The following is a 21826-nucleotide window of genomic DNA, read 5'->3' on the forward strand; positions in this document are numbered from 1 at the left end:
AGTTTTTGCGATTCGTTTCGGAATCTTGATCCGGTGTTATTCAAATCTTTGCTCCGCCTTTCATAATCCGTTGAGCCGCAAGGGATTGGAGTTGATAGGGTCTGCTGCGCACACCATTCTCCAGCTATTTACAGCAACACCTGCCCATGATACGATAGGTTCGATTTTACGGAAATGGACGGAGGAGACGTGCGACAATGAAGCGGAGTGTTTATCCTATCTTTCATTCGGTATATTTTCGCCGCCTCTTCCTTTCCTACTCGATCATAACCTTACTCCTAACCTGCTTGTGCGGGGCGATTTTGTACAATAAAGCGAGGCAGGCGGAGGAGAGGACGCAGGAACAGGACAGCCGCACCCGACTTAATCAAGTGAAAACCTATATGGAAGAGCTTTATCCGGCCATTTATAAAAACGCTTTCATCAGTGATATATTAACGACAATGGATACGGCTAGCGGGAATGACGACGCCTTTACTTCGTTTTACAAAGAAAACGGGCATAACATTTATCGCATCTATCAGGTTGCGAGCAATCTAAAGGCGATGATGCTGGCCAATCCGGGTACGGAGAACGTATCCGTTTACTTCAAAAACCTGAATTTGATGGTCGATCCATACGCTTATTATAAGGTCGCTCCCCATTCCCCCAAGTACGAGCTGTTAACGGAGCTGGACCAAGGGCATACGACTACCGGCGTCTGGCTGCCCCGTACCGTCTCCTATGGCGAAAACTCGGCCGACGAGCTGCTCACTTATATTTATACGTTCCCGATCCAGGCGCATGGCGGCGACATCAGCGGATATATGTTCATCGACATTTACAAGTCGCATGCAATCAGCCTGCTGGACTCCCTGCAAAGCTCGGATGATGAGAAGCTGATGATGACTGACCGCAGCCGGAATTTTGCCGCAGCTACCAGCAATGTAAGCGGGACGGAACTGGAGGCTTACCGGGCTAAGCTGGCCCGTCTACCACTCGGCACCGGCAGGCAGGACGGCATGCTGTTCAGCGTAATCGGCGGCGACGTCTCCGCTTCCGGCCCTGAATGGACATTCGCCTCCATCCGTTCTGCGCAGTCCCTTTCCTTCTTTTCGTATTGGATGAATCCAGAAGTATTGCTGGTCAGCTCGGCCGTGCTGCTGCTTGTTATACTGTTCACCTATTATTTGACGATCAAAACGTACCGGCCGGTCCGGCAAATGCTCCATAAGCTGAGCGAGACGAATAGCGCTCTCCTGCCCGATCATCAGCATAACGAATTCATAATGATCGAGCAGGTGCTGACCGGCTTAAACCATACCGTGAAGCAGTTGTCCGGGCAGCTCGACGACAAGAAGCTTGCCGCACTGCTCAGCGGCAGTCTTGCCGAGAATGAACTGCCTGTGCGGCTTCAGAAGGATTGCTGCTACATGGTCATTAACGTGAAAGTGTATCGGGATAGCGTTAAAGGGTGGAAAACGAAATGGCGCAAACTGGCGCCCCCACTGGCCCACGAAATCATTGAGAAAACCGGAACCGAACTGAGTTTGCTTCTGTTTATTGGGCTGGATGAACGGATTGAGACGAAACATCTGCTTAAGGAGCTGCTTGATCGGATGCTGCAGCCGGATTCGGCGAAAGGCGCTTCCTTCGCCGCCGGAGTCGGCGGCATCGTCAGCTATGCGGACGACATTCCCAAGTCTTACGAGCAGGCCGCTTCGGCTTTGAGATACTTATTTATGGAAGAGTTCCATCCGATCGTCGATTACGATGAGATTCGTTTACGCTCCGGCATCCCGGCCATGAACTATGAGCCTCTCGAAAATGCGCTTCGAGCCGGAGACGCCGTCTCTGCCGAACAATGTCTGGACGAATTTGTCGATACACTAAGACGTGACAGGTGGTCTCTGGAAGCCGTCGAGTTTTGCCTGATGCAAATCATGATGGTTGTGTCCAAGGTGATGATCGACTTGAATTCGCGGGAAAGAATGTTCCCGCCGTCTCTTCTGTTTCAAGACCTGCGGCGGGAAACCTTTGCGGATACAATGCGGGAGATTCGCGAACTGTGCGCACAGACCGGGAGTCATATACAGCGCCACTTGAAAGAAAACGCCGCCCAGGACGACATCTTCCACAAACTTAAAGCTTACATCGACGATCATCTAAGTGAAGATATTTCGCTGGACCGGCTGTCCGACATGGCCGGCTTGTCGACCGCTTATTTGTCCAGACAGTTCAAAGAAGTGCACGGCGTATCCTTCCTGGACTATATGACCCAGGCGAGGATGGAACGGGCTTGCGAGCTGCTGAGAAGCGATGCGGGCTCGGTTACGGGAATAGCCGGCCAGGTCGGGTATGGCAACGTCCCTTATTTCTGTACGAAATTTAAAAGCAGATACGGCGTCACGCCCATGCAATACCGGAATTCGTACAGACTGGCCCTTAAGGAGTGAGCGTCTGCAAATAGCGGGCGACTCCATGCTCCACATTGGTCGCGAGCCGGGCCGTCGCCTTCTCGATCAGTAGCGGATGGGCGTTGCCCATCGCATACTTCTCGTCGGCGATCTCGAACATCGGCAGATCGTTCAGGTTGTCGCCGAAGCAGACGATCCGGTCCGCCTGCAACAGCTCCTTGAGCTGCGCCACGCCGTCCCGCTTGTTCGCCCGGGGATGATTCATTTCGAGCCAATGGTATCCCGGCGTGTAGATGTCCGGGCCGAAGTGGCACAACACCTCCCTGCTGCGCGAGCTGAACAAGCGGTACATTGCCAACAGCTCGGCCTCTGTCCCGATCGCATTCACTTCCATGATCTGTTCGTCGGCCGGAATGTCGTGCTCGGTCACGAGCCGGAACCGCTCGTCACCCGTCCGGAGACGGTCTGTGACATAGTTCGTTTCGCTCGGATTAAACAGGCCTTTGTAATATATTTTAAACTGCCCGCTGCCGTCGACGGTGTATACGATCGGATTCAGTCCCAGGCGTTCCCCGGTCTCGATGATTTCCATAGCAACTTGGCGGTCAAGAAGATTGGCGTGCAGATAACGGCGCTCTGCCGGATCGTACAGAAACACCCCGTTAATCAGCACAACCGGCAGCTTCAGGTCGAGCGGAGCCAGGATGTGCCTCGCAGAATCCCACGAGCGCGCCGTCGCTACGGAGAAGTGGCCTCCTGCCGCAATCCATTCGTTTACGGTCCGGATCGTTTCCTCCGATAGCCGCTGCTCGCCGTTGAGCAGTGTCCCGTCCAAATCCGATATGTATAACGTTCTCATCCGAACTCCCCCCCGAAACGTTTCCTATTCGCCCATTTGGGAGCCGGGCACCATCCTCACCCGGCCTATCCCGCTCCTTGACTTGCAGGAAGAGACGAATGACAAGAAGGACCCGTATCCGCAGATTCGGGCCCTTCTGTATGTTCATCGCTTTACAGCACTTTAGCTTGTCCCGAGTAAATGACGCCCACTTCCGCATAAACGGACACTTCCATGCCGTCCTCAAGCAGCGAAGTCGCTTCGTCGACGCCGACGATCACCGGAATCCCCAGGCTCAAACCGACTACTGCCGCATGCGAAGTAATGCCGCCGGTTTCCGTAATGACAGCCGACGCCTTCTGGAATGCCGGAATATAGTCTTTGTCCGTGGCGACGGTGACCAGAATCGAGCCTTCCACGACTTTATCCAAAGCTTCCTGAGCGGTGCGCGCTACGACGACTTTGCCTGTCGCCGGCTGGCTTCCGATGCCTTGTCCTTTGGCGATCATCTCGCCGACATGGTGCACCTTCATCAGGTTGGTCGTGCCGGAACGGCCTACCGGAACGCCTGCCGTAATAATCACGAGATCACCGAGACGGATATGTCCGGCCTTCATCGCATTGTCTACGGCGAGCTGGAACATTTCGTCCGTATTGCGCGCTTCTTCGCCGTGGGTCGGCAGTACGCCCCAGATGAGGCTCAGGCGGCGCATAACTTGCTCGTTAGGCGTAACCGCGATGATCGGCGATTTCGGACGGTACTTGGACACCATACGTGCCGTATACCCGCTCTCGGTAGGCGTAATGATCGCTTTGGCGTCCAGATCCAGAGCGGAGCTGGCAACCGACTGGCTGATCGCTTCCGTAATCGTCGTTTGCTGCGCCGTGCTCTGACGAATGAATATTTCGCGGTATTCCAATGCCGACTCCGCACGCTCGGCGATGCGGGACATCGTCTGCACCGATTCGACCGGATATTTGCCCGCCGCCGTCTCACCCGACAGCATGATCGCATCTGTACCGTCGAAGATCGCGTTCGCTACGTCACTCGCCTCCGCACGCGTCGGGCGCGGGTTGCGCTGCATCGAGTCGAGCATTTGCGTTGCCGTGATGACCGGCTTGCCGACAAAGTTGCATTTTTTGATCATCCGCTTCTGAACGAGCGGAACTTCTTCAGCCGGAATCTCCACGCCGAGGTCGCCGCGGGCGACCATCAAGCCGTCGGATACTTCGAGAATTTCATCCAGGTTTTGAACGCCTTCCTGGTTCTCAATCTTGGAGATGATCTGGATATGGTTCGCGTTATGCTCTTCCAGCAGCTGACGAATCTCCAGCACGTCGGACGCTTTGCGCACGAACGAGGCTGCGATGAAGTCAACGCCTTGCTGAATCCCGAAAATGATGTCGTTCGCATCCTTCTCGGTAATGCCGGGAAGCGAGATGCGGACGCCCGGTACGTTTACGCCCTTTTTGCTTTTGATCGTGCCTCCGTTGACGATGCGGCATTCGATCTCGCTGCCGCGAATTTCGACGACGGTCAGTCCGATCAGGCCGTCGTCAATCAGGATCGTCGAGCCGACATGAACGTCGCGTGGCAAATCTTTGTACGTGACGGAAATGCGTTTGTTGTCGCCGATGATTTCCTCGGTCGTGAGCGTGATGGACTCATCCTGCATCAGCTCATAGGAGTCGTCCTTCAGCTTGCCGGTACGAATCTCCGGTCCTTTCGTATCGAGCAGAATCGCTACGGTTTTGTTCAGCTCGAGGCACGCTTGGCGGATGTTCTTGATCCGGTTGCCGTGCTCCTCGAAATCGCCGTGGGAGAAGTTGAGCCTGGCCACGTTCATTCCCGCCGAAATAAGCTGCTTCAGCGCGGGCAAAGATTCACTGGAAGGTCCGATGGTACATACAATTTTCGTTTTGCGCATGATGGTTATGTTCCTCCTGAGATTTCGGATTAACGGGAAGTGCGGGGCCTAATTATCAACTTGCTCCACTGCTTCGTGCATATACGTAAACTTGCCGATCTTGCGGAATTTCTCATAACGATCGGAGACGAGTTCGTCTTCGTTCATCTTCATCAACTGCTGCAGATGGTTCCATATCGCAGCTCTCACGCTTTCGGCCTGCTCCTCCGGATTCCGGTGAGCGCCTCCGCGCGGCTCCTTGATAATTTCATCGATCGCCTCGAGTTGAAGCAGATCGTCGGCCGTAATTTTCATCGCCTCCGCCATCTCCGCCGCTCTGGAAGCGTCCTTGAACAGGATCGAAGCTGCCCCTTCCGGCGACAGCACGGAGTAAATCGCGTGTTCCAGCATCAGAACGCGGTTGCCGACGCCCAGCGCCAGCGCGCCGCCGCTGCCGCCTTCGCCGATCACGACGACGACGACCGGTACGCGAAGCCTTGCCATCTCCAGCAGATTGCGGGCGATCGATTCGCCCACGCCTCGCTCCTCGGCCGTAGCCCCGGGAAAAGCGCCCTTCGTATCCAAAAACGTAATGATCGGCCTGCGGAACTTGTCCGCCTGCTTCATCAGCCGGAGCGCCTTGCGGTATCCTTCCGGATGCGGGCTGCCGAAGTTGCGGGCGATGTTGTCCTTCGTATCTTTGCCTTTCTGGTGGCCGATTACGGTAACGGGAACGCCCTGAAACTTCGCGATCCCTCCGACAATCGCCAGATCGTCCGCGAACATCCGGTCGCCGTGCATCTCGATAAAATCGGTACAAAGGTATTGAATGAAGTCCAGCGTCGTCGGACGCGACGGGTGGCGCGCGATCGCCATCTTCTGCCCGGCGGTCAAGTTATGGTACAACTCTTCTTCGTGCTGGACGTAACGAGCTTCCAGCTTGGCGATTTCGTCGGAGAAGTCGATTTGTTTCTCTTCACCGAACTTACGCAGATCGTCGATCTTGCTTTTCAATTCGGCAAGTTTACGTTCAAAGGGCAGCTCATTAGCCATTCGCACTTGCCTCCTTGGTCGGTTTAACGGTGTGCAGCTCCAGCATCTTGATCAGTGTGGAGCGCAGTTCCTTGCGGTGGACGACCTTGTCCAGCTGTCCATGCTTATGGTTAAACTCCGCCGTCTGGAATCCTTCCGGCAGCTTCTGGCGGATCGTCTCTTCGATGACGATTCGTCCGGCAAAGCCGAAGCGGGCTCCCGGCTCGGCGATGATAATGTCGCCAAGCATGGCGAAGCTGGCGGACACTCCGCCGTAGGTCGGCTCGGTTATGATCGAAATATATAGGCCTCCGGCATCGTCAAGCTTGGCGAGCGCCGCGCTCGTCTTGGCCATCTGCATCAGGCTGAGGATGCTTTCTTGCGTCCGTGCTCCCCCTGAAGTCGAGAAGATGATCAGCGGATACTTTTTCTGGATCGCGGTTTCGATCGCTCTCGTAATCTTTTCTCCGACTACGGAACCAAGCGTGCCGAGGAAAAAGTCGGCGGTCATCACCGCCACGATAACCGGATACCCCCCGATCGTCCCTTCGCCGGTGACGACTGCATCACGAAGGCCCGTCGACTCCATCGACCGGGTCAGCTTGTTGACGTAGTCGGGGAATTCCAACGGGTCTTCGGAAACCATATCGCGGTCGAATTCGAAAAACCGGCCGTCGTCCATCGTAATCTCAATTCGTTCAAAGGCACTCAGCTTGTTATGATAATCGCATGATGTGCAAACCTTCAAGTTTTTGCCCAATTCTTTGCTGTACTGAATTGTGCCGCATTTGGGGCATTTGCTCATGATGCCTTCCGGTATTTCACGCTTCGATTGTTCCGACGGGATGGTAGCGTACTTGCGTTTCTTCTGGAAAAAATCTTTTATTGCCACATTTACACCTCTCCAAAACCGTTGTCATCCGTATTCGGCGCTGCAGACCGGCGCATGCCCGAGGCTGGAACGGACGCATGCCCGGGCGAGCGCAGTCGCCTCTATCGTGCCGCTTCGGGTGTACCTCATCCGTGCAAAATTGCGTTCAACACTTCCTGGACTTCTTCCAGCTCGCCCTCGGGAACGAGAATTTCGAATTGATGCTTCGATAGGCTAACAGGGCGAACTTGTACCAAAAACCCTTCATCCGTCAGTTTTTGTTTGATTCGCTCTGCGATTTTCGCGGTCGGAGCGATATAGATGACCGTCCACATGCTACTGAAAACCTCCCTGACTACCGAAACGCCTCTCGTGTACATTGCAACCATGATACCATATTCCGTCTTTTACCCGCAAGGAAACTGGTGTCGAATCATGGCGCCGGGTCCTCGTTCTTTTGATCGCCGGAGTCCTCGCTGTCATATTGCTTGGCGTTTTTGTTCTGATGCGCGATCCTGGCCGACGCCGCGGCAGCCAGCCCGGCGACCAGATCGTCGAGGAAGACGTGGATCTCTGTGGCGTGGTTGTTGAGCGAACGGATGACGCCTGTTTTTTCCTTGTCCAAATAGCCGAAACTGGTCAGCCCGATCATCCCGTATACGTGCACGATGCCCAGGGCGAGCGTCTCATCGACGCCGTAGAGCGACTCGTCGTTTTCCATAATTTCCTGCAGCGGCTGTGGCAGCAGCCCTTTCTCCGCCAGAATGTCCAGTGCGATTCCAGTATACAGCGTATACTGCACTTCCCGTTTACCGAGTACGGCCATGACGCTTTCCTCGCACTCTTCCACCGTCAGCTCGTCGTTGTACGGCAGTTGGAGTTTGTGGACGATCTCCGCGACCTGCCGGAGCGTGACGCCTCTTTCGGCAAGCATATGCAAAGCCAAACGGTTGGACATAGGCATTTCCTCCTGGTATATGGATATGGATTCACTAAGCGTGGCCGAGCTTCTTGCGCCGGATTGCCAGGGTGCGGGTGCGGGCGCGGGCGTTCGCACAGGCCGGATATTCGAGGTGCCAGCGGTGCGAGCGGTCCGCCCTACCTCCACCTCAGCCATGCGACGCCTATCGGAAATAGGACGGTAAGGGCCGGTCACCCGTCCGGGTTTTACTAAATGTATGCAGACCGGCTGAGGAATGTTCGGGATAAGTTGTCCGTTTTTTGCGTTTTTTTGGGAGCGGATTGATTGGGGACACGAAAGGGCGTTTATTGGCCTTACGGCGGCGGGACGGAAAGCGCGTGGAGACCAATTAGACGATAGGCGATGGATGAAGAGAGAGACGGGGGTGGGGATGACGATGACTAGCTGGCGCAGGGCGAGACGGTTGTGGGTTAGACGGCGGTAATTGGCGCAGAACCGGATGGTGGGCGGTTAAGCGGCTAGCTATTGGCGGGTGGCGGGACGGTGGTGGGTCGTTAGTCAGTGGCTATTGGCGCACCTTCCCGGAGGAAAAGCAAAGAAGCCTCCGCTTCCATTGAAATATGGAAACGCATGCTTCTGTGACTTCTATCGGTCCGAATCCGCGATAGATTGTTGGGCTAGGTCGGAACAGGTTTTGGTCTATTGAGCCGCCTTGATTCTTGCTCGAAGGCAAAGTTCTCCCCTCTCGAATTGCCCTACGGACGGGGGCGGTATAGCTCTGCTTGACGAAGGCCGCCTGTCCATGCAACCGGATGCTGCACCATCAAATTTGATCAAGCGGCATCCGCTTTACAGCTATTTGACACGAGCGGAGTCGGGGCCCATGATATCGCCGATTTCCTTTATCAGATCCGGCGACGGCTTTACATTGTACGCCTCGTTCAGCGCAAGCAGGCGCTGTTCGCGTTCGTAGAAAAGCACGACCGGCATCGCTCCTGCGTGCCGCTGCAGCAAGCTTTGCAGCCCGCTCAGCCGCTGCGGCTGCTCGCGGTCCGCGGTTATTTTGACGAACAGCCGCTGCATCCGCCCGGGCGCGCTGCGTGCAGGTTCGGGCTGCTTCGCCTGCGGCGTTTGCACACGCGCTTGTGCCGGCGCTTCGCCTCCGCGCAGCGACGCTCCTCCGGCTCCCTCGCCCGCTCGCTCTGCCCGCTCGCTCCCGGCCGCGCTCCTCGCTACCGCTACCGCTGGCGCGCTTTCGCGTCTCGCTTCGCCGCCGCGCGACGCAGCGACTCCGCTTCGCGAGCCGCCCGGCTGGCGCTTCAGCGCCCGGGCCTGCTGCGCCGCATCGGGCGCCTCCAGCGGCACGACGCGGTCCGCGATCAGCTTGACGTCCTCGTCGTGATGCTGGAGCCGCGCCTTCATGAACAACGCATTCCCTTTTTGCATAAGCGCGGACGCCTTCTTCCACACCTCCGGGAACAGGACGACCTCCACCTTGGCGATCCGGTTCTCCAGCTCGGCAAACCCCATCGGCAGCCCTTTCTTGGTCAGATGCGGCTTGGCGGACAGCACCATGCCCGCTACGAGCACCTCCGCATTATCCTCGTACTCGGGCAGCTCGTGCAGCAGATCGGCGTCCACCTCCGCGATCAGCTCCTCATACGCGTCCAGAGGGTGCCCGGACAAATATAAGCCGAGCAGCTCGCGCTCAAACTCCAGCTTCTGCATCTGCGAATACGGCCGGACGTCCGGCAGATCGACCGTCCAGTTCGTTTCCTCCGTAAAGCCGAACAGATGGAGCTGCAAATCTTCCCGCTCCTTCTTCCACTTCTGCGCCGCCTCCACCGTCTCGTCGAGCACGGCGATATGCTGGGCTCGGTGGCCGGGCAGCGAATCCATCGCTCCGCCCTGAATGAGCGATTCGATCACCCGTTTGTTGCAGACACGCAAATCGACTCTCCGGCAAAAGTCTAGCAAACTCTCGTAAGGCCGATCCCCGCGCTCGCGGATAATCGTCTCCATCGCATGCGTACCGACGTTTTTGATAGCGGCCAGCCCGAAGCGGATCGCACCGCTTACCGGCGTAAACTGGATGCCGCTCTCGCAGACGTCCGGAGGCAGCACCTCGATGCCCATCTTGCGGCATTCATCGACGTATTCGGCGACCTTGCGGTGGCTGCCCATCACCGAGGCGAGCATCGACGCCATGAACGTCACCGGATAATGCGCCTTCAAGTAGGCGGTCTGGAACGCCAGCACCCCGTAGGCGGTCGCATGGGCGCGCGGAAAGCCGTAATTGGCAAACCGGACGATCATATCGTATACCTTGTTGGCGTCCGCTTCCGAGTACCCTTCCTTCAAGCTTCCGGCGACGAAATGCGCCCGTTCCTCATCGAGCACCTCCCGCTTCTTCTTGCTGACCGCCCGGCGCAGTTCATCCGCCTCTCCAAGCCGGAAGCCCGCCATCTTGGAGGCGATCTGCATAATCTGCTCCTGGTAGACGATAATGCCGTACGTATCGCGCAAGATCGGCTCCAGCTCCGGATGCGGGTATTCCACGCCGATTTGGCCGTGCTTGCCCTGAATATACTTAGGTATGAATTCCATCGGGCCCGGACGATATAAAGCGACTACGGAAATAATGTCCTCGAAGGTCGAAGGCTTCAGCTCCTTGAGCACGCGCCGGCATCCGGCCGATTCAAACTGGAAAATACCGGTCGTATCGCCGCGGCTCAGCAGCTCGTAAGTTGCCGCATCCTCGTAGGAAACCGAATGGAAATCGATCTTCTCTCCGGTCTGTTCGCGGACCCAGCGGAGCGTCCGCTCGATAATGGACAAATAACGCAAGCCGAGGAAGTCCATCTTCAGCAGCCCGACCGCTTCCAGGTTCTCCATCGAATATTGCGTCAGGGCGACGGTTTCCGTTCCTTCCTGGAGCGGTACATAGTCGGTCAGCGGCTCGCGCGAGATGACGACACCCGCCGCGTGTGTGGACGCATGACGGGGGAACCCTTCCACCTTCATCGCCATCTCGACGAGCCGGGCCGTACCCGGATGTTTGGCGCACAGATCCTTCAGCTCCTGGCTCTGATTCAGCGCTTCTTCGATCGTAATGCCGAGCTGATTCGGAATCAGCTTGGCCGCGCGGTCGACCTCGTGATAAGGCAAATTCATTACCCGCCCGACGTCGCGCACGGCCGCTTTGGCCGCCATCGTTCCGAAGGTGATAATCTGGGCGACATGCTCCACGCCGTATTTGTCCACCACATAGTTGATGACTTCGTCGCGCCGCTCGTCGCTGAAGTCGATATCGATATCCGGCATCGAGACGCGCTCCGGGTTCAGAAACCGTTCGAACAGCAGACCGTACTTGATCGGATCGACATCGGTAATGTTGAGCACGTAAGCAACCAAGCTTCCGGCGGACGAGCCCCTGCCGGGGCCGGTAACGATCTCCTGCTCGTGGGCAAACCGGATAAAATCCCAGACGATCAGAAAATAATCGGAATACCCCATATTGCCGATCACGTCGAGCTCGTAGCGGAGACGGTCTTCCAGCTTGGCCTTGTATCCCTCATCCGCCCACTCAGACAAAGCGCTGTACCGCGTTGCCAGCCCTTCCTCGCACAGCTTGCGCAAATATTGCCCGGAAGTCACCCCCTCCGGAACAGGCTGGTATTCCGGCAGGATCAGCCGTCCGAACTCCAGCTCCAGCGAGCATTTGTCCGCTATGTCGACGGTATGGTCCAGCGCCTCCGGAACGTGGGCGAACAGCTTCGCCATCTCCTCGGGACTTTTCAAGTACATCTGCTCCGTATGGAACTTGAGCCGGTCGGGATCGTCCAGCGTCTTGCCCGTCCCGATACAGATAAGCACGTCTTGGGCGACATGATCTTCGGCCATCACATAGTGGGCATCGTTCGTAGCGACCAGCGGGATGCCGGTTTCGCGGCTGAGCCCGATCATCGCCTGCATGACCTTTTTCTGCTCGATCAGGCCGTGATCCTGAATTTCCAGGTAAAAATCGTCGCCGAACATGCCGCGGAACCTTAGCGCAGCCGCCAGAGCCTCCTCCCGACGATCGTGCAGCAAATGCTGCGAGATCTCGCTGCCGAGACAAGCGCTTAAGCAGACCAGTCCTTCGGCGTGCTTCGCGAGCTGCTCCAGATCGGTGCGGGGCTTGTAATGAAACCCGCGCAGGTGGGCGTCCGAGACCAGCTTCATCAGGTTGCGGTACCCCGTCTCGTTTTTGGCGAGCAGGATCAGATGATGCGTAGGCTGCTCCTGCCGGGACGCCTTCGTCAGCATCGAACCGGTGGCCACGTACACCTCGCAGCCGATAATCGGCTTGATTCCGTTTGCTTTGCATGCTTTATAAAACGGGATGGCGCCATACATCACTCCATGATCGGTGAGCGCCAGAGCCGGCATGCCGAGCCGTGCCGCTTGCTCCGCCATTCGCTCGATGCGCGAGGCTCCGTCCAGCAGACTGTATTCGCTATGTGCGTGCAAGTGCACAAACCCTTTCACCAGCGTATCCCCCTTGCGTGTTCGCCTTTTGTTCGCTTCTCTTATTGTAGCATATTCCGGTAGGGGTTTCCCATACAATAGTGAAAAGAGAGCGGTCAAGCTTTCGGAAGCGAATCTATCGAACCGGAGGCGCAAGAAAGGGGATTTGCGGATGCGGGAATTTGCAACCAATCTGGCGATCGATTTCCTCGTCGCCTTCGGCATCGTGCTGGGCGCCTGCATGCTGGCCGGCATCGGCTCGGTGCTGACGCTGCAGGCTCCCTCCTACAAAATGCTGGATATAGCCGGGCGCATCAAAATATGGGCCATGGTGGCGGCCGTCGGGGGGACGATCGATCCGATCCGGGTGATCGAGACCAACTTTCTGGAAGGTCATCTGTCGCCGGCTTTCAAGCAGATTATGTACTTTGTCGCCGCCTTTGCGGGCGCTCATATCGGGACGGTGCTGGTGAAATGGATATGCGAGGGGGGCGTCGAGCCTTGAAGCGGCAGCCGAATCCGAGAATCGCACGCTGGCTTGCCGGGGCCGGCTTGCTGTTCTCCGGGATGATCATCGGCAGCGCCTTGTATATGAGCATGCATCAGGCCAACTTTAGTCAGCTCGTGAAACGCAACACCGAACTTTTCGACGAAAACGAAAACCTTAAGAAAGAAATCCAAAACTTGAACAAATTCAAGCACAGCCAGTCCGTAGTCAAAAAAATAACGGTACGGCTGGAGAAATCGACCCTCGATCCGCTGGTCGAGCAGGAACTGAGGCAGCAGGTGCAGAAAAAGCTCGAGCCGTTTTACGAAGGTCACAGTCTGTCGATCTTCACCGCCGGTAAAGAATCGGAACGTCTCGCGGAAATTCGCAAGCTGCAGGAGATCGTCACGAATCAGTATTCGGTGAACGATCAGAGCTACAAACTCGAGGCGACGGGCATTGCGATCGTCCAGACCGAATTGATCGTATTCGTCAAAACGTCGGCCGCTCTCGGCTCGATCGGCTCGTTTCATTTCCGCTGATTTTTGTAGAACCAGGGCGTTTCTGCTATGATAGAAAGAAAAACAAGATGCAAGTACAAGGTCACCCGGGCGCGTCCGGCATCCGGGGAGCCGCTTTAGGATCGCCGGAAAGCCTCTGCGATGCGCGGCTTCAGATCTGGCCTTGCAGAAGCTTGTGACAAAGGAGTATCGTCTACCATGCAGTGGCTTCAAGGAGCCCTTCTGATCGTCTTTGCCGTTTCATTGCTCGGCTCGGTCTTCTTCAGCATCCGTTACCGGAGACAGCATTCCCGAAAAGCGCGGGGCACCGATTCCGCCAAAATGAATATCAGCATGGGTCTTATGCTCATTTCCATCTCGGTCATCCAGCTGTTCCTGTTCACCGGTTCGTCCGTCCGCGTCGTCGTCGGCGCCGTCATGCTGCTGCTCGGGCTGTTCAACCTGTTCGCGGGCATTCGCAACTACGGGATCTACAACCGGATCAAGGAATAGGCTCTGCCTATTCCTGCAAGACGCGCCGGCCTGTAGGCGAGAACTTCTATAATCAATCGCAAAGACGCTTCCGGCTCCCCCTCTATGGACACGGGACCGGAAGCGTCTTCTGGTTTGCAGCGGCGGATTCTCTTCATCTAAGCCCGGGCCCGACGTGTCAGTCGATCGCCTGCGCGGACAGCATCGCCTTGCACACAAGGTTCGTTCCGAGATAAATCTCGACGTCGACTTTGCCATGCTTGCGGTTCAGCTCGATCACTTTCGGCCTGATCTCGATTTCGCTTTCTAGCTGGAGGGGACGCAGGAAATAAGCCGAGAAATGCTCGAGGACAAAGTCGCCTTTCTTGTGCGTCTTTAACGAACGATAGGCAAATTGCGTCATCAGCGTTGTAAGCACGCCCTCCGATACGGTTCCGAGCCGCCCGGTCATCTGCGGCGTAATGACCCCGCGATAAGACAGCTGCCCGCCGTCCTCGCGCATCTCCTCGAAGCCCATCACGATCAAATCCTCGAACGTCTCGCCGATTTGCGGCTGCTTCTGGATCACCTGTAGCGCCTTCAGTACATCTTGACGGCTGATCACCGAGAGCAGCTTGCCTTTCGGATCAACGACCGGCAGCAGCTCGATTCCTTCCCATACCATCATATGAGCGGCGGACGTAACCGAAGTTTGCGGCACGACCGTAATCGGACTGCGGGTCATCAGCTTGTCCAGCGTCTGCTCCTTCGGCACGCCGAGCACGTCCTTGGAGGCGATCATCCCGATGACCTTATTCCATTCGTCCACGATGGCGAACCGGCTGTGGCCCGTCTCTTCCACCAGATTCTCCCAGTCGGCAACGGTACTGTTGCCTTTGAGCGTGTGCGGCGGCTGCTGTGTAGACAAGATGTCCTCGACCAGCGTGATCTTTTTCTTGATCAGCCTGTCGTAGATCGCACGGTTGATAATGGAAGCAACGGTAAACGAATCGTAGCTTGTCGAGATCAGCGGCAGTCCGAGCTCGTCCGCGAGCCGTTTCACCTCGTCGTTCGTATCGAATCCGCCGGTGATCAGGACGGCCGAGCCGTGCTCCAGCGCATACCGGTGCACCTGGTAGCGGTTGCCCACGATGAGCAGGCTGCCCGGCTCGATGTACCGGGCCATCGCTTCGAGCTGCATCGCGCCGATCACAAACTTATGCAGCGTTTTCTCCAGACCGGCCGCTCCTCCCAGCACTTGCCCGTCCACAATATTGACCACTTCGGCAAACGTCAGCTTGTCGATATTGGTGCGCTGCTTTTTCTCGACGCGGATCGTGCCGATCCTCTCTCTCGTGCTGACCAGTCCCTGATTTTCCGCTTCCTTGATGGCGCGGTATGCGGTTCCGTCGCTTACGTCCATTTCCTTGGCGATTTTGCGTACCGATATTTTCGTATTGATCGCCAGCGATTCGATATATTTTAAAATTTGCTCGTGCTTGGTAGCCGATTCCTGAAGCAGCTCATCCATTCTGTTATACCCCATTCCTACGAAACTGTACCGTTCTGTATTACTTTCTATTATAGTACCCGGCGGATAACGTGACAACCGTAGGCGTTCGTCCGATCCGTTATAGGAATCCGATTTCCGGAACCTCTAGCAAAATTGGAGGATTATACCACAAGCAAACGGGCGTGTAAACGATAATTCCAGATTCCCAACTGCACTACTCACAACGTGTATTTTCCTTTATTCTGGAAATACATGATTAGATTGGAGGAACCCATACCATTCGGCAGGAGGATTGAACCGTCATGGACAACGTCGTGGTGGATCGCCAAAACTTAGAGATTGCGATTCAAACCGTGCTTCATCATTACCACAGCGAGCTGGAACTGGCGACCAAGACGAATAATTCGGCCTTAATCCAACAGATGGCCGGAGAAATTACACGGAGGGCGAAACAATTTCAAACCATAACGGAAGACACCATGATCGAAATGGAGGATGATGACGATGAGCTATAGAAGCGTATCGCCGCACTTGAAGTCAAGCTGCTATAACTGCCGTTACTTTCAGACGGGCGGCGATATGTTGAATGGCTTATGTTTCTATAAATCGACCGAGGGGAAAGCCGCCATCGGAATCGGAACATGCGGCCACTTTACGATGAAAGGCGGATCGGATCTTGCGTGGAGGGGCATCGCCCGCCGTCCGGGCGGCGATATGCGCCAAGCGACCGCAATGCGTTAGCCGCCATAAGCAGATACGACAAAGACGCTTCCATCACCACGACTTCCGTGGTTTTGAAAGCGTCTTTTTCCATGCCCGGGGACGAGGTCCCTTACCGGTTCCCTTCCCGGGTCGGCCCTTTCGCCTGCGAGGATACAGGCTAATCTGCGAAAGGGCTTGTTTACTTTTTCGTGCCGAGCGCCCGGATCTTGCTGTCGACCCACATCTGACGCCGCCGGCGGCTATGATTCCGTACACGGGCGAGCTCGTGTTTCGTTTCTTCATCCACTCCTAAGATACGGTGCAGATGCGCCGCCACGATCATCAGGGCGAATCCGATCCAGACGATGCCGAATACGGTCGGCAGCGTAAAACCTCCCCCGATATCGAGACGCGGAACGGCGTAGATCAACATCCCCAGCGCCAGGCTCATATAGATGACGCTCTTCCATTCTTTCATGGCAATCTCTCCTTGGGTTGTACTCCCTTCATTGTATGAGACAACCTTGCAAGGTATGACTGCCATCGCCCGGCGGGACCCGATGACGAAATTCGCTTGTGCCGGAATCACCGGGGAAGACTATTGCAGATCGGCCCGAATCTGCCCGGCGTTGTCGACATACACTTTATACGTGTGGGTCCCGTCCGGCGTCGTCATCAGCAGACCGTCCGACACGTGGACGTTCGCCCAGCGCCTGGCCGGCTTTCCGAGGCTTGCTCCCTGATCCGTCTTCGGATGTACGCCGCCGGCGAATTCGCCGTCTCCGGCGGTTGGTGAAATTTTCAGCTTGGAGCCGCTCGTGTCGAGCAGATTGCCGATGAGTTCGATGTTACCGCCCGGAGTGACGGCCAGTGCCGACTGTCCGTTCGCATTTTGCAGCTTGATCCGTTGGTCCTTCGGCCCGCGAATTACAAAGTCCCGCTCGTCGGACAGCGGAAACGTCTCGAAGCTGTCAAACACGTAACGCGGCGCAAAAAAGCCGGTGTCGGTATAGCGGACGCCTGACAAACGTTTGAACTTCGGCGCTTTGTCAACGGATACGTGAAATTCGGTCGCCCAAAACTGCACGTTCTCCGTATGGCCGCATGGATAAGCGCCTCTGGCTCCGGCAGCGTTCCGGTACGGGGACGCGATCAGCCGGCCGCCGCCCAGCACGCCGTCCTGCCTTCGGGCAGACTCGAAATAACAGCCGATAAACTGAATGTCGTCCGAGTCGTGCAAATGCAGCAAAATATCCTCGAATCCGAGCACGGTGCAGGCCATAAATTTCAACCCTCGCAGGTTGCCGCTGGCTTCGATGTTTTTGGAGACGCCGAGTCCGATACTACCGTGCGGCGCCCCTCTTTTGGAAGTGTGCTCCAAACCGGCGATATAACAGTTCACGTAGGTCGTCCCGGCAAAACCCGAGCTGAACGGGGATAACCGCAGCCCGTCCCCGACATTCCCGAGCTCCTCGGGATTGCTTGCGATGCCGTGCAGGGTGAGCTTGTCGCCCGATACGCTGGTCGAGGTGTAGTTGAGGTAGCTGCCGGCCAGCCGCACCGTTCCTTGAACGGGAAACGGATTGCTTGCAGTCCACGGAATTTCGATCGAATATTGCCCCGCCGATCCGCCGAACGCTGTAACCCGGTACATATCGCCACCTCGCACACATACGCCGGTCATTCCCTGAAACAAACAATCGTAGAATCGGTTCCTTTCCGCTCCGGCTTTCTTGTACTCATTGCCGAGCGAGCCGGCCGCCTGAAGCTTCGCTGCTATCCGCCAATATCCGACGATCTGCACGTTGTGCATGAGAATATCCTGGGCATTGTCCAGAAATACCCCGACGTCCCATTCGTCGCCGAGCGCAGCCGTCAGCTTGTCGTTGTAGCCGCTGATGCCGTTAAAATTCGGGACGAGGCGCAAGTTTCGGATCGAAGCAAATTCGCAGCCTTTCGGCACATAGATCCCGACTGAAAACTTACGGGTCGTCGCCGGGAGATTACCCGCAGCATCGGCGTTGCGGAAATTGGTCAGCCCGTAGACGGAATCCGCATGATCCGGCAGCGTCTGCGGATTGTGCAGCACCCCTCCGGAAGGAAGCATATCGGTGGCGTAAGCAATCTCGTATGTTTTCGCCCCGGTGCCGAGAAAGCGCAGCTCCGTCGGAGCCGGCTGCTTCGGCCGGTCGGAAAAGACCAGGTCCCATGCGCTGACGCCCGCTCCCTCAAGCGTGACGCCCGTGTGCAGCTGCAAGGTGCCTGTCACGTTATAGATGCCCGGGGGCAGGAAGACGATCCCCCCGCCTTCGCCGGCACATGCCTCGATCGCCGACTGAATCGCGGCTGTATCGTCGTTCGTCCCGTCGCCCGCCGCGCCGAAATCTTTGACGTTTACGGCGCCGTATGTCGCTTGCTGTACCGAATACGTTGATTGCTCCACCGTCTGATTCGAAGCTGCACTCGCTTGCAGCAAGCCGCCCGCCGCGACAGTTATACCCGCAGCTCCCATGGAGAGCAGAAGCTCCCTGCGGCTGACACGTTTGCCCGCTCCCTCGGCTTCTGTTCGAACAGATTGCCGCTCACTGCCGGACTCGTTTTTCATCGCTCAACGCCTCCTTGGATCTTGTCCTAGTCGTAGCCCGCTTCCGGCGATTCAGGCGTACGCTTCTGGTCGGGAACTGCTGACGAAAGCCCTGCATGAGCCTAGGAATCGCCGGAACTCCTTATGAACGCGTCGTACCAAATGCGGCATGCCTAGTAAACAAGCTTCCTGAAATGGCGAATCCGATGAAACGAGATAAAGTTCCCGTTATGAGCCGTAACCGCCCGCTCGTCGCCGGAGCGGCTCAGCACAACCAGATCGTCCCCGTCGATGGCCATGCTCGCGTAATGCCGGGCCTGCTTCGGGTGATCCGTTTTCGCGACCAGTCCGGCAAAGCACCAGTCGATGCAGTTTCTGGAGAAGTGCAGCTGCAGCCGGTGCCGCTCGTTATACGGCAGGTCGAAGCGCTCCGGCGGAAGCAGCTCCGCCCGCGTCATGCTGTCCGTCGTCTGGGTGCTGAGCAGCCAGTACAGCCGGGTCGTCTCATCGTATAGGATATGATACTTCATCTGGCCGCCGGGACACGGTACGAAGGCGATCGTCTTTCCGGAAGGAACGGTCTCCAGCATCGTCGCGATCGTCCCGTCCTCCTGCTCCACCGCTTTGGCCACATTCGCGAAGCCGGTCCCTCCCGTGTGCGCTCTCATCCAGAGATGGAACGTGCGCCCTTGCGGATCATGAAAATAATGGTTCGGATCGGTAAACTGCACGACATTCGTCTCCAGCCAGCCGATCCGGACGGCCGGCCGCCCCGGGGCGATGCGCGCCACGGTGCCCGGTTCGACCTTGTAGAATGGAACGCCGAAGCCGTTCAGCGCGTCCTCGTCGATCGCGTCGCGGAAGCCCAGCTCGGAAGCGAACGTCCAGCTTGACCGGAGAGTCAGGTCGCTGCCGGCGCTCGCCCGCATCAGAACGGGGGCAAGCACGCTGACCCCCCAGCCTTTGTAGGCCGGGTCGGTCATTTTCTCCATCACGAGATACACATTACCTTTGGCATAATGAACGTTCGCCGGTGCCTGGTGCCACTTTTCGCCATTCGTAAGCCGGACCGGCGCACTCCACGTCTCGCCCCGGTCGTCCGAGCGAATGATCGTCAAATCGTTGCAATGGCCCAGAACATATAACGCGTCCCCCGCTACGAACGGTCTTCCGTGAATAAACGGAAAGTCGGTCCGAAATGTCCATGTGCGGCCTTGATCGTCGGAAGTAAACACTTTGCCCTGCCACGGCCGGCCTGGCTCAAGCTCGCCCTTGCTGCCCGGCAATGCCGCTACGCCCGGCCCGCCCAGATCGAGCGTGGCGACAAGACGGCCGCCCGGCAGCACCGCGAGTCCGGGACTGTACGCGAACACAGTGCCCGGATCGGGCGACTCGTATACCTTTACCATTTCCGGGGCAAGCTCTTCGACTTTCCAATCGGACATTTTCCTTCATCCTTTCCCGCCGCTATCCAACCTGATCCGGCAGTCGTCTTCTTATTTTTTGTTTTCCGCGATCATTTTCGTAATTTCCTCGTCCATCTCCCGCAGTGCCGTATTCAAATCTTTGGCTCCGGTCAATATATCCTTGTTGTACTTGTTCATGATCGTGCGGGCCTTGCTGTCGTAAGGGGTTGGAATATGCGATCGGGCCGGCATCGTCTTATAGATGGCTTTCACGTTTTTCCCTTGTAGAAACGATACGTCTTTGCCGAACGACTCCTGTACGTTTTGGGCTTTTACTATCGGCATCTTGCCGTTGCGCGCCATCAGCAGCTGATTTTCTTCGGACAGCAGCACCTCGACCACCTTGTAGGCGGCATCCTTTTTGTCGCTGATCGAAGTGACGACGATACCGTGGCCGTCGAATTCATGCCCCGTATTCGGCGCTTCCTTCAGGCTCGGATAAGCAACCATATCCCAGTTCAGTTTATCCGCCACCTTGGAGATCGCCGGGAGTATATTCAGACCCGCCAGCATGCCAAGATTGCCTTTCGTAAATTCGCCGAAGTTGTTCGGATTAACGAACTTTTCCTTATAGCCGGGGATCTCGTATATCGTGTTGTACATTTGGAAGATTTGCTTCCACTTCTCGCCTGTTACGGTGGATACATGCTTCTCGTTGATGATCGGCTGGCCGATCGCGGAAGCGGTGCGGAACGGCAGATCGGGATCGAGTCCGCGGTATACGACGCCGCCCTCAGTGCGGGTCATTTTGCGCGTCAGCTCGATCGTCTCTTCCCAGGTCATGCCGTCCTTCGGGTAAGGAACGCCGAACCGGTCGAACAAATCTTTGTTGTAATAGAGCGCATTGAAATGTCTCGTGAAAGGAACGCCCGATAAGTGCTGACCGCCGCTCGCGATCTTGAACGAATCGAGCGCCACCTGTTCGATCCGGTTCAGGTCGATCTGATGCTTCTTCAGCATCGGCTCCATATTGTCGGCGAGCTTGGCCGCGATCACATCGTCGAACAGCAGGTTCGCCTCGAACAACAGATCGAACTTCTCGCCTTTTGCAAGCAGCAGCTCGTAACGGTCAACCGAATATTTCTGGCGGATCAGTTCCAGCGTAATGTTGGGGTATTTTTTCTTGACCGGTCCCTCGACATACAACTGATACTCTTCGTCCGTAATCAGACCGGTGTCGACGATCTTCAAGGTAACCGGCTTCGTCGTATCGAAGCCGTCGGCCGGTGTCATGTTCGTCCCCCCGTTTGCCTGTTCCTCTCCGCTCTTCCCGTTAGTCCCGCCGCATCCGACGGCCGTTAAGACGGCGAGCGCGGCCAATGTCCCGGTAATCCATCTTTTTGACATAGTAGAATCCCCCTGCATTCAAAATGGTAAAGCGTCGTCTGCCGGCACCGTACACGCCGGTAACCAACCGTCTGTCTGCCGATGGCGTTCAACGCGACTTCCCGGCTCCGGCAACCTGCGCATGATTGCCGAATGTGTACCGCTTTCATTTGTTCTTTAATACGGAACGACGTTTCCTAGGAATAGTATAACGCTTACCCTGTACCGCTTCATTGCAATTCTTAAGGTTGACCTCCCACTTTTTAACACCAGAATGTTTAAGATGAGTGCGAGTTCAAAAA

18 protein-coding genes are annotated in these 21826 nt (G+C 56.5%); 6 read left to right on the top strand and 12 right to left on the bottom strand.

The features are described 5' to 3' along the window. Positions 1-197: 197 nt before the first annotated feature. On the top strand, positions 198-2435 hold the full coding sequence (locus PV433_RS01545) for a helix-turn-helix domain-containing protein (protein ID WP_332070437.1): 2238 nt from the start codon (positions 198-200) through the stop codon (positions 2433-2435). On the opposite strand, the gene PV433_RS01550 is transcribed toward PV433_RS01545, so the two are convergent. The 7 genes from PV433_RS01550 to PV433_RS01580 all read right to left on the bottom strand — a co-directional run bounded on the left by PV433_RS01550 (position 2425) and on the right by PV433_RS01580 (position 12496). After that, positions 2425-3255, bottom strand: coding sequence for an HAD family hydrolase (locus PV433_RS01550; RefSeq protein ID WP_332070438.1), 831 nt, complete (start codon positions 3253-3255; stop codon positions 2425-2427). The genes PV433_RS01545 and PV433_RS01550 overlap by 11 nt on opposite strands. Positions 3256-3407: 152 nt before the next feature. After that, positions 3408-5162 carry a pyruvate kinase gene (gene pyk / locus PV433_RS01555; protein ID WP_332070439.1) on the bottom strand — a complete coding sequence of 585 codons (1755 nt, stop codon included), beginning with the start codon at positions 5160-5162 and terminating at the stop codon, positions 3408-3410. 48 nt (positions 5163-5210) lie between these two features. Beyond that, positions 5211-6194 (bottom strand): acetyl-CoA carboxylase carboxyltransferase subunit alpha, encoded by a 984-nt coding sequence (locus PV433_RS01560; protein WP_332070440.1) that lies wholly within the window; start codon positions 6192-6194, stop codon positions 5211-5213. Then, positions 6187-7065 carry an acetyl-CoA carboxylase, carboxyltransferase subunit beta gene (accD, locus tag PV433_RS01565; protein WP_332070441.1) on the bottom strand — a complete coding sequence of 293 codons (879 nt, stop codon included), beginning with the start codon at positions 7063-7065 and terminating at the stop codon, positions 6187-6189. Before accD ends, PV433_RS01560 begins: the two co-directional genes overlap by 8 nt. Before the next feature lie 125 nt (positions 7066-7190). Beyond that, the gene (locus PV433_RS01570; RefSeq protein WP_138880633.1) at positions 7191-7379 is read right to left on the bottom strand and encodes a glutamate decarboxylase; all 189 of its coding nucleotides are present in this window, start codon (positions 7377-7379) and stop codon (positions 7191-7193) included. Between the two features lie 98 nt (positions 7380-7477). Then, a complete protein-coding gene (locus PV433_RS01575) occupies positions 7478-8002 on the bottom strand; it encodes a phosphatidylglycerophosphatase A family protein (RefSeq protein ID WP_332070442.1) in 525 nt (174 codons plus the stop codon). Positions 8003-8821: 819 nt separating this feature from the next. Beyond that, complete coding sequence (locus PV433_RS01580) at positions 8822-12496, bottom strand: DNA polymerase III subunit alpha (protein WP_332070443.1); 3675 nt, start codon at positions 12494-12496, stop codon at positions 8822-8824. Positions 12497-12647: 151 nt separating this feature from the next. Between PV433_RS01580 and PV433_RS01585 the strand changes: the two genes are divergently transcribed. The 3 genes from PV433_RS01585 to PV433_RS01595 all read left to right on the top strand — a co-directional run bounded on the left by PV433_RS01585 (position 12648) and on the right by PV433_RS01595 (position 13975). Beyond that, positions 12648-12980: a YtrH family sporulation protein gene (locus tag PV433_RS01585; RefSeq protein WP_332070444.1), complete on the top strand. Its 333-nt coding sequence runs from the start codon at positions 12648-12650 to the stop codon at positions 12978-12980. Next, complete coding sequence (locus PV433_RS01590; RefSeq protein WP_332070445.1) at positions 12977-13504, top strand: hypothetical protein; 528 nt, start codon at positions 12977-12979, stop codon at positions 13502-13504. The genes PV433_RS01585 and PV433_RS01590 overlap by 4 nt, the downstream gene beginning before the upstream one ends. A gap of 177 nt (positions 13505-13681) precedes the next feature. Continuing rightward, positions 13682-13975, top strand: coding sequence for a YtpI family protein (locus tag PV433_RS01595; protein WP_190929409.1), 294 nt, complete (start codon positions 13682-13684; stop codon positions 13973-13975). Between the two features lie 157 nt (positions 13976-14132). On the opposite strand, the gene PV433_RS01600 is transcribed toward PV433_RS01595, so the two are convergent. Continuing rightward, positions 14133-15464 (bottom strand): DRTGG domain-containing protein, encoded by a 1332-nt coding sequence (locus tag PV433_RS01600; RefSeq protein ID WP_332070446.1) that lies wholly within the window; start codon positions 15462-15464, stop codon positions 14133-14135. A gap of 284 nt (positions 15465-15748) precedes the next feature. Between PV433_RS01600 and PV433_RS01605 the strand changes: the two genes are divergently transcribed. Then, complete coding sequence (locus PV433_RS01605; RefSeq protein WP_190929407.1) at positions 15749-15961, top strand: hypothetical protein; 213 nt, start codon at positions 15749-15751, stop codon at positions 15959-15961. Then, entirely contained in the window at positions 15951-16187 is a 237-nt protein-coding gene (locus tag PV433_RS01610) for a hypothetical protein (protein ID WP_332070447.1), read from the top strand. Before PV433_RS01605 ends, PV433_RS01610 begins: the two co-directional genes overlap by 11 nt. 160 nt (positions 16188-16347) lie before the next feature. On the opposite strand, the gene PV433_RS01615 is transcribed toward PV433_RS01610, so the two are convergent. The 4 genes from PV433_RS01615 to PV433_RS01630 all read right to left on the bottom strand — a co-directional run bounded on the left by PV433_RS01615 (position 16348) and on the right by PV433_RS01630 (position 21545). Continuing rightward, positions 16348-16626 carry a hypothetical protein gene (locus PV433_RS01615; RefSeq protein ID WP_223836748.1) on the bottom strand — a complete coding sequence of 93 codons (279 nt, stop codon included), beginning with the start codon at positions 16624-16626 and terminating at the stop codon, positions 16348-16350. 120 nt (positions 16627-16746) lie between these two features. Next, on the bottom strand, positions 16747-18753 hold the full coding sequence (locus PV433_RS01620) for a glycosyl hydrolase family 28-related protein (protein ID WP_332070448.1): 2007 nt from the start codon (positions 18751-18753) through the stop codon (positions 16747-16749). A gap of 152 nt (positions 18754-18905) precedes the next feature. Then, the gene (locus PV433_RS01625) at positions 18906-20177 is read right to left on the bottom strand and encodes a sialidase family protein (protein WP_332070449.1); all 1272 of its coding nucleotides are present in this window, start codon (positions 20175-20177) and stop codon (positions 18906-18908) included. 51 nt (positions 20178-20228) lie between these two features. Next, on the bottom strand, positions 20229-21545 hold the full coding sequence (locus PV433_RS01630; protein WP_332070450.1) for an ABC transporter substrate-binding protein: 1317 nt from the start codon (positions 21543-21545) through the stop codon (positions 20229-20231). Between the last annotated feature and the right edge of the window lie 281 nt (positions 21546-21826).

The organism is Paenibacillus sp. GYB004, assembly GCF_036577605.1.
Taxonomy (GTDB): Bacteria; Bacillota; Bacilli; order Paenibacillales; family NBRC-103111; genus Paenibacillus_AB; species Paenibacillus_AB oceani.

Excerpts from the sequence above, each read along its gene's own strand:
- PV433_RS01545 (WP_332070437.1), top strand. The coding sequence starts at position 198 with ATGAAGCGGAGTGTTTATCCTATCTTTCATTCGGTATATTTTCGCCGC.
- PV433_RS01550 (WP_332070438.1), bottom strand. The coding sequence starts at position 3,255 with ATGAGAACGTTATACATATCGGATTTGGACGGGACACTGCTCAACGGC.
- pyk (WP_332070439.1), bottom strand. The coding sequence starts at position 5,162 with ATGCGCAAAACGAAAATTGTATGTACCATCGGACCTTCCAGTGAATCT.
- PV433_RS01560 (WP_332070440.1), bottom strand. The coding sequence starts at position 6,194 with ATGGCTAATGAGCTGCCCTTTGAACGTAAACTTGCCGAATTGAAAAGC.
- PV433_RS01570 (WP_138880633.1), bottom strand. The coding sequence starts at position 7,379 with ATGTGGACGGTCATCTATATCGCTCCGACCGCGAAAATCGCAGAGCGA.
- PV433_RS01575 (WP_332070442.1), bottom strand. The coding sequence starts at position 8,002 with ATGTCCAACCGTTTGGCTTTGCATATGCTTGCCGAAAGAGGCGTCACG.
- PV433_RS01585 (WP_332070444.1), top strand. The coding sequence starts at position 12,648 with ATGCGGGAATTTGCAACCAATCTGGCGATCGATTTCCTCGTCGCCTTC.
- PV433_RS01595 (WP_190929409.1), top strand. The coding sequence starts at position 13,682 with ATGCAGTGGCTTCAAGGAGCCCTTCTGATCGTCTTTGCCGTTTCATTG.
- PV433_RS01600 (WP_332070446.1), bottom strand. The coding sequence starts at position 15,464 with ATGGATGAGCTGCTTCAGGAATCGGCTACCAAGCACGAGCAAATTTTA.
- PV433_RS01605 (WP_190929407.1), top strand. The coding sequence starts at position 15,749 with ATGGACAACGTCGTGGTGGATCGCCAAAACTTAGAGATTGCGATTCAA.
- PV433_RS01610 (WP_332070447.1), top strand. The coding sequence starts at position 15,951 with ATGAGCTATAGAAGCGTATCGCCGCACTTGAAGTCAAGCTGCTATAAC.
- PV433_RS01615 (WP_223836748.1), bottom strand. The coding sequence starts at position 16,626 with ATGAAAGAATGGAAGAGCGTCATCTATATGAGCCTGGCGCTGGGGATG.
- PV433_RS01620 (WP_332070448.1), bottom strand. The coding sequence starts at position 18,753 with ATGAAAAACGAGTCCGGCAGTGAGCGGCAATCTGTTCGAACAGAAGCC.
- PV433_RS01625 (WP_332070449.1), bottom strand. The coding sequence starts at position 20,177 with ATGTCCGATTGGAAAGTCGAAGAGCTTGCCCCGGAAATGGTAAAGGTA.
- PV433_RS01630 (WP_332070450.1), bottom strand. The coding sequence starts at position 21,545 with ATGTCAAAAAGATGGATTACCGGGACATTGGCCGCGCTCGCCGTCTTA.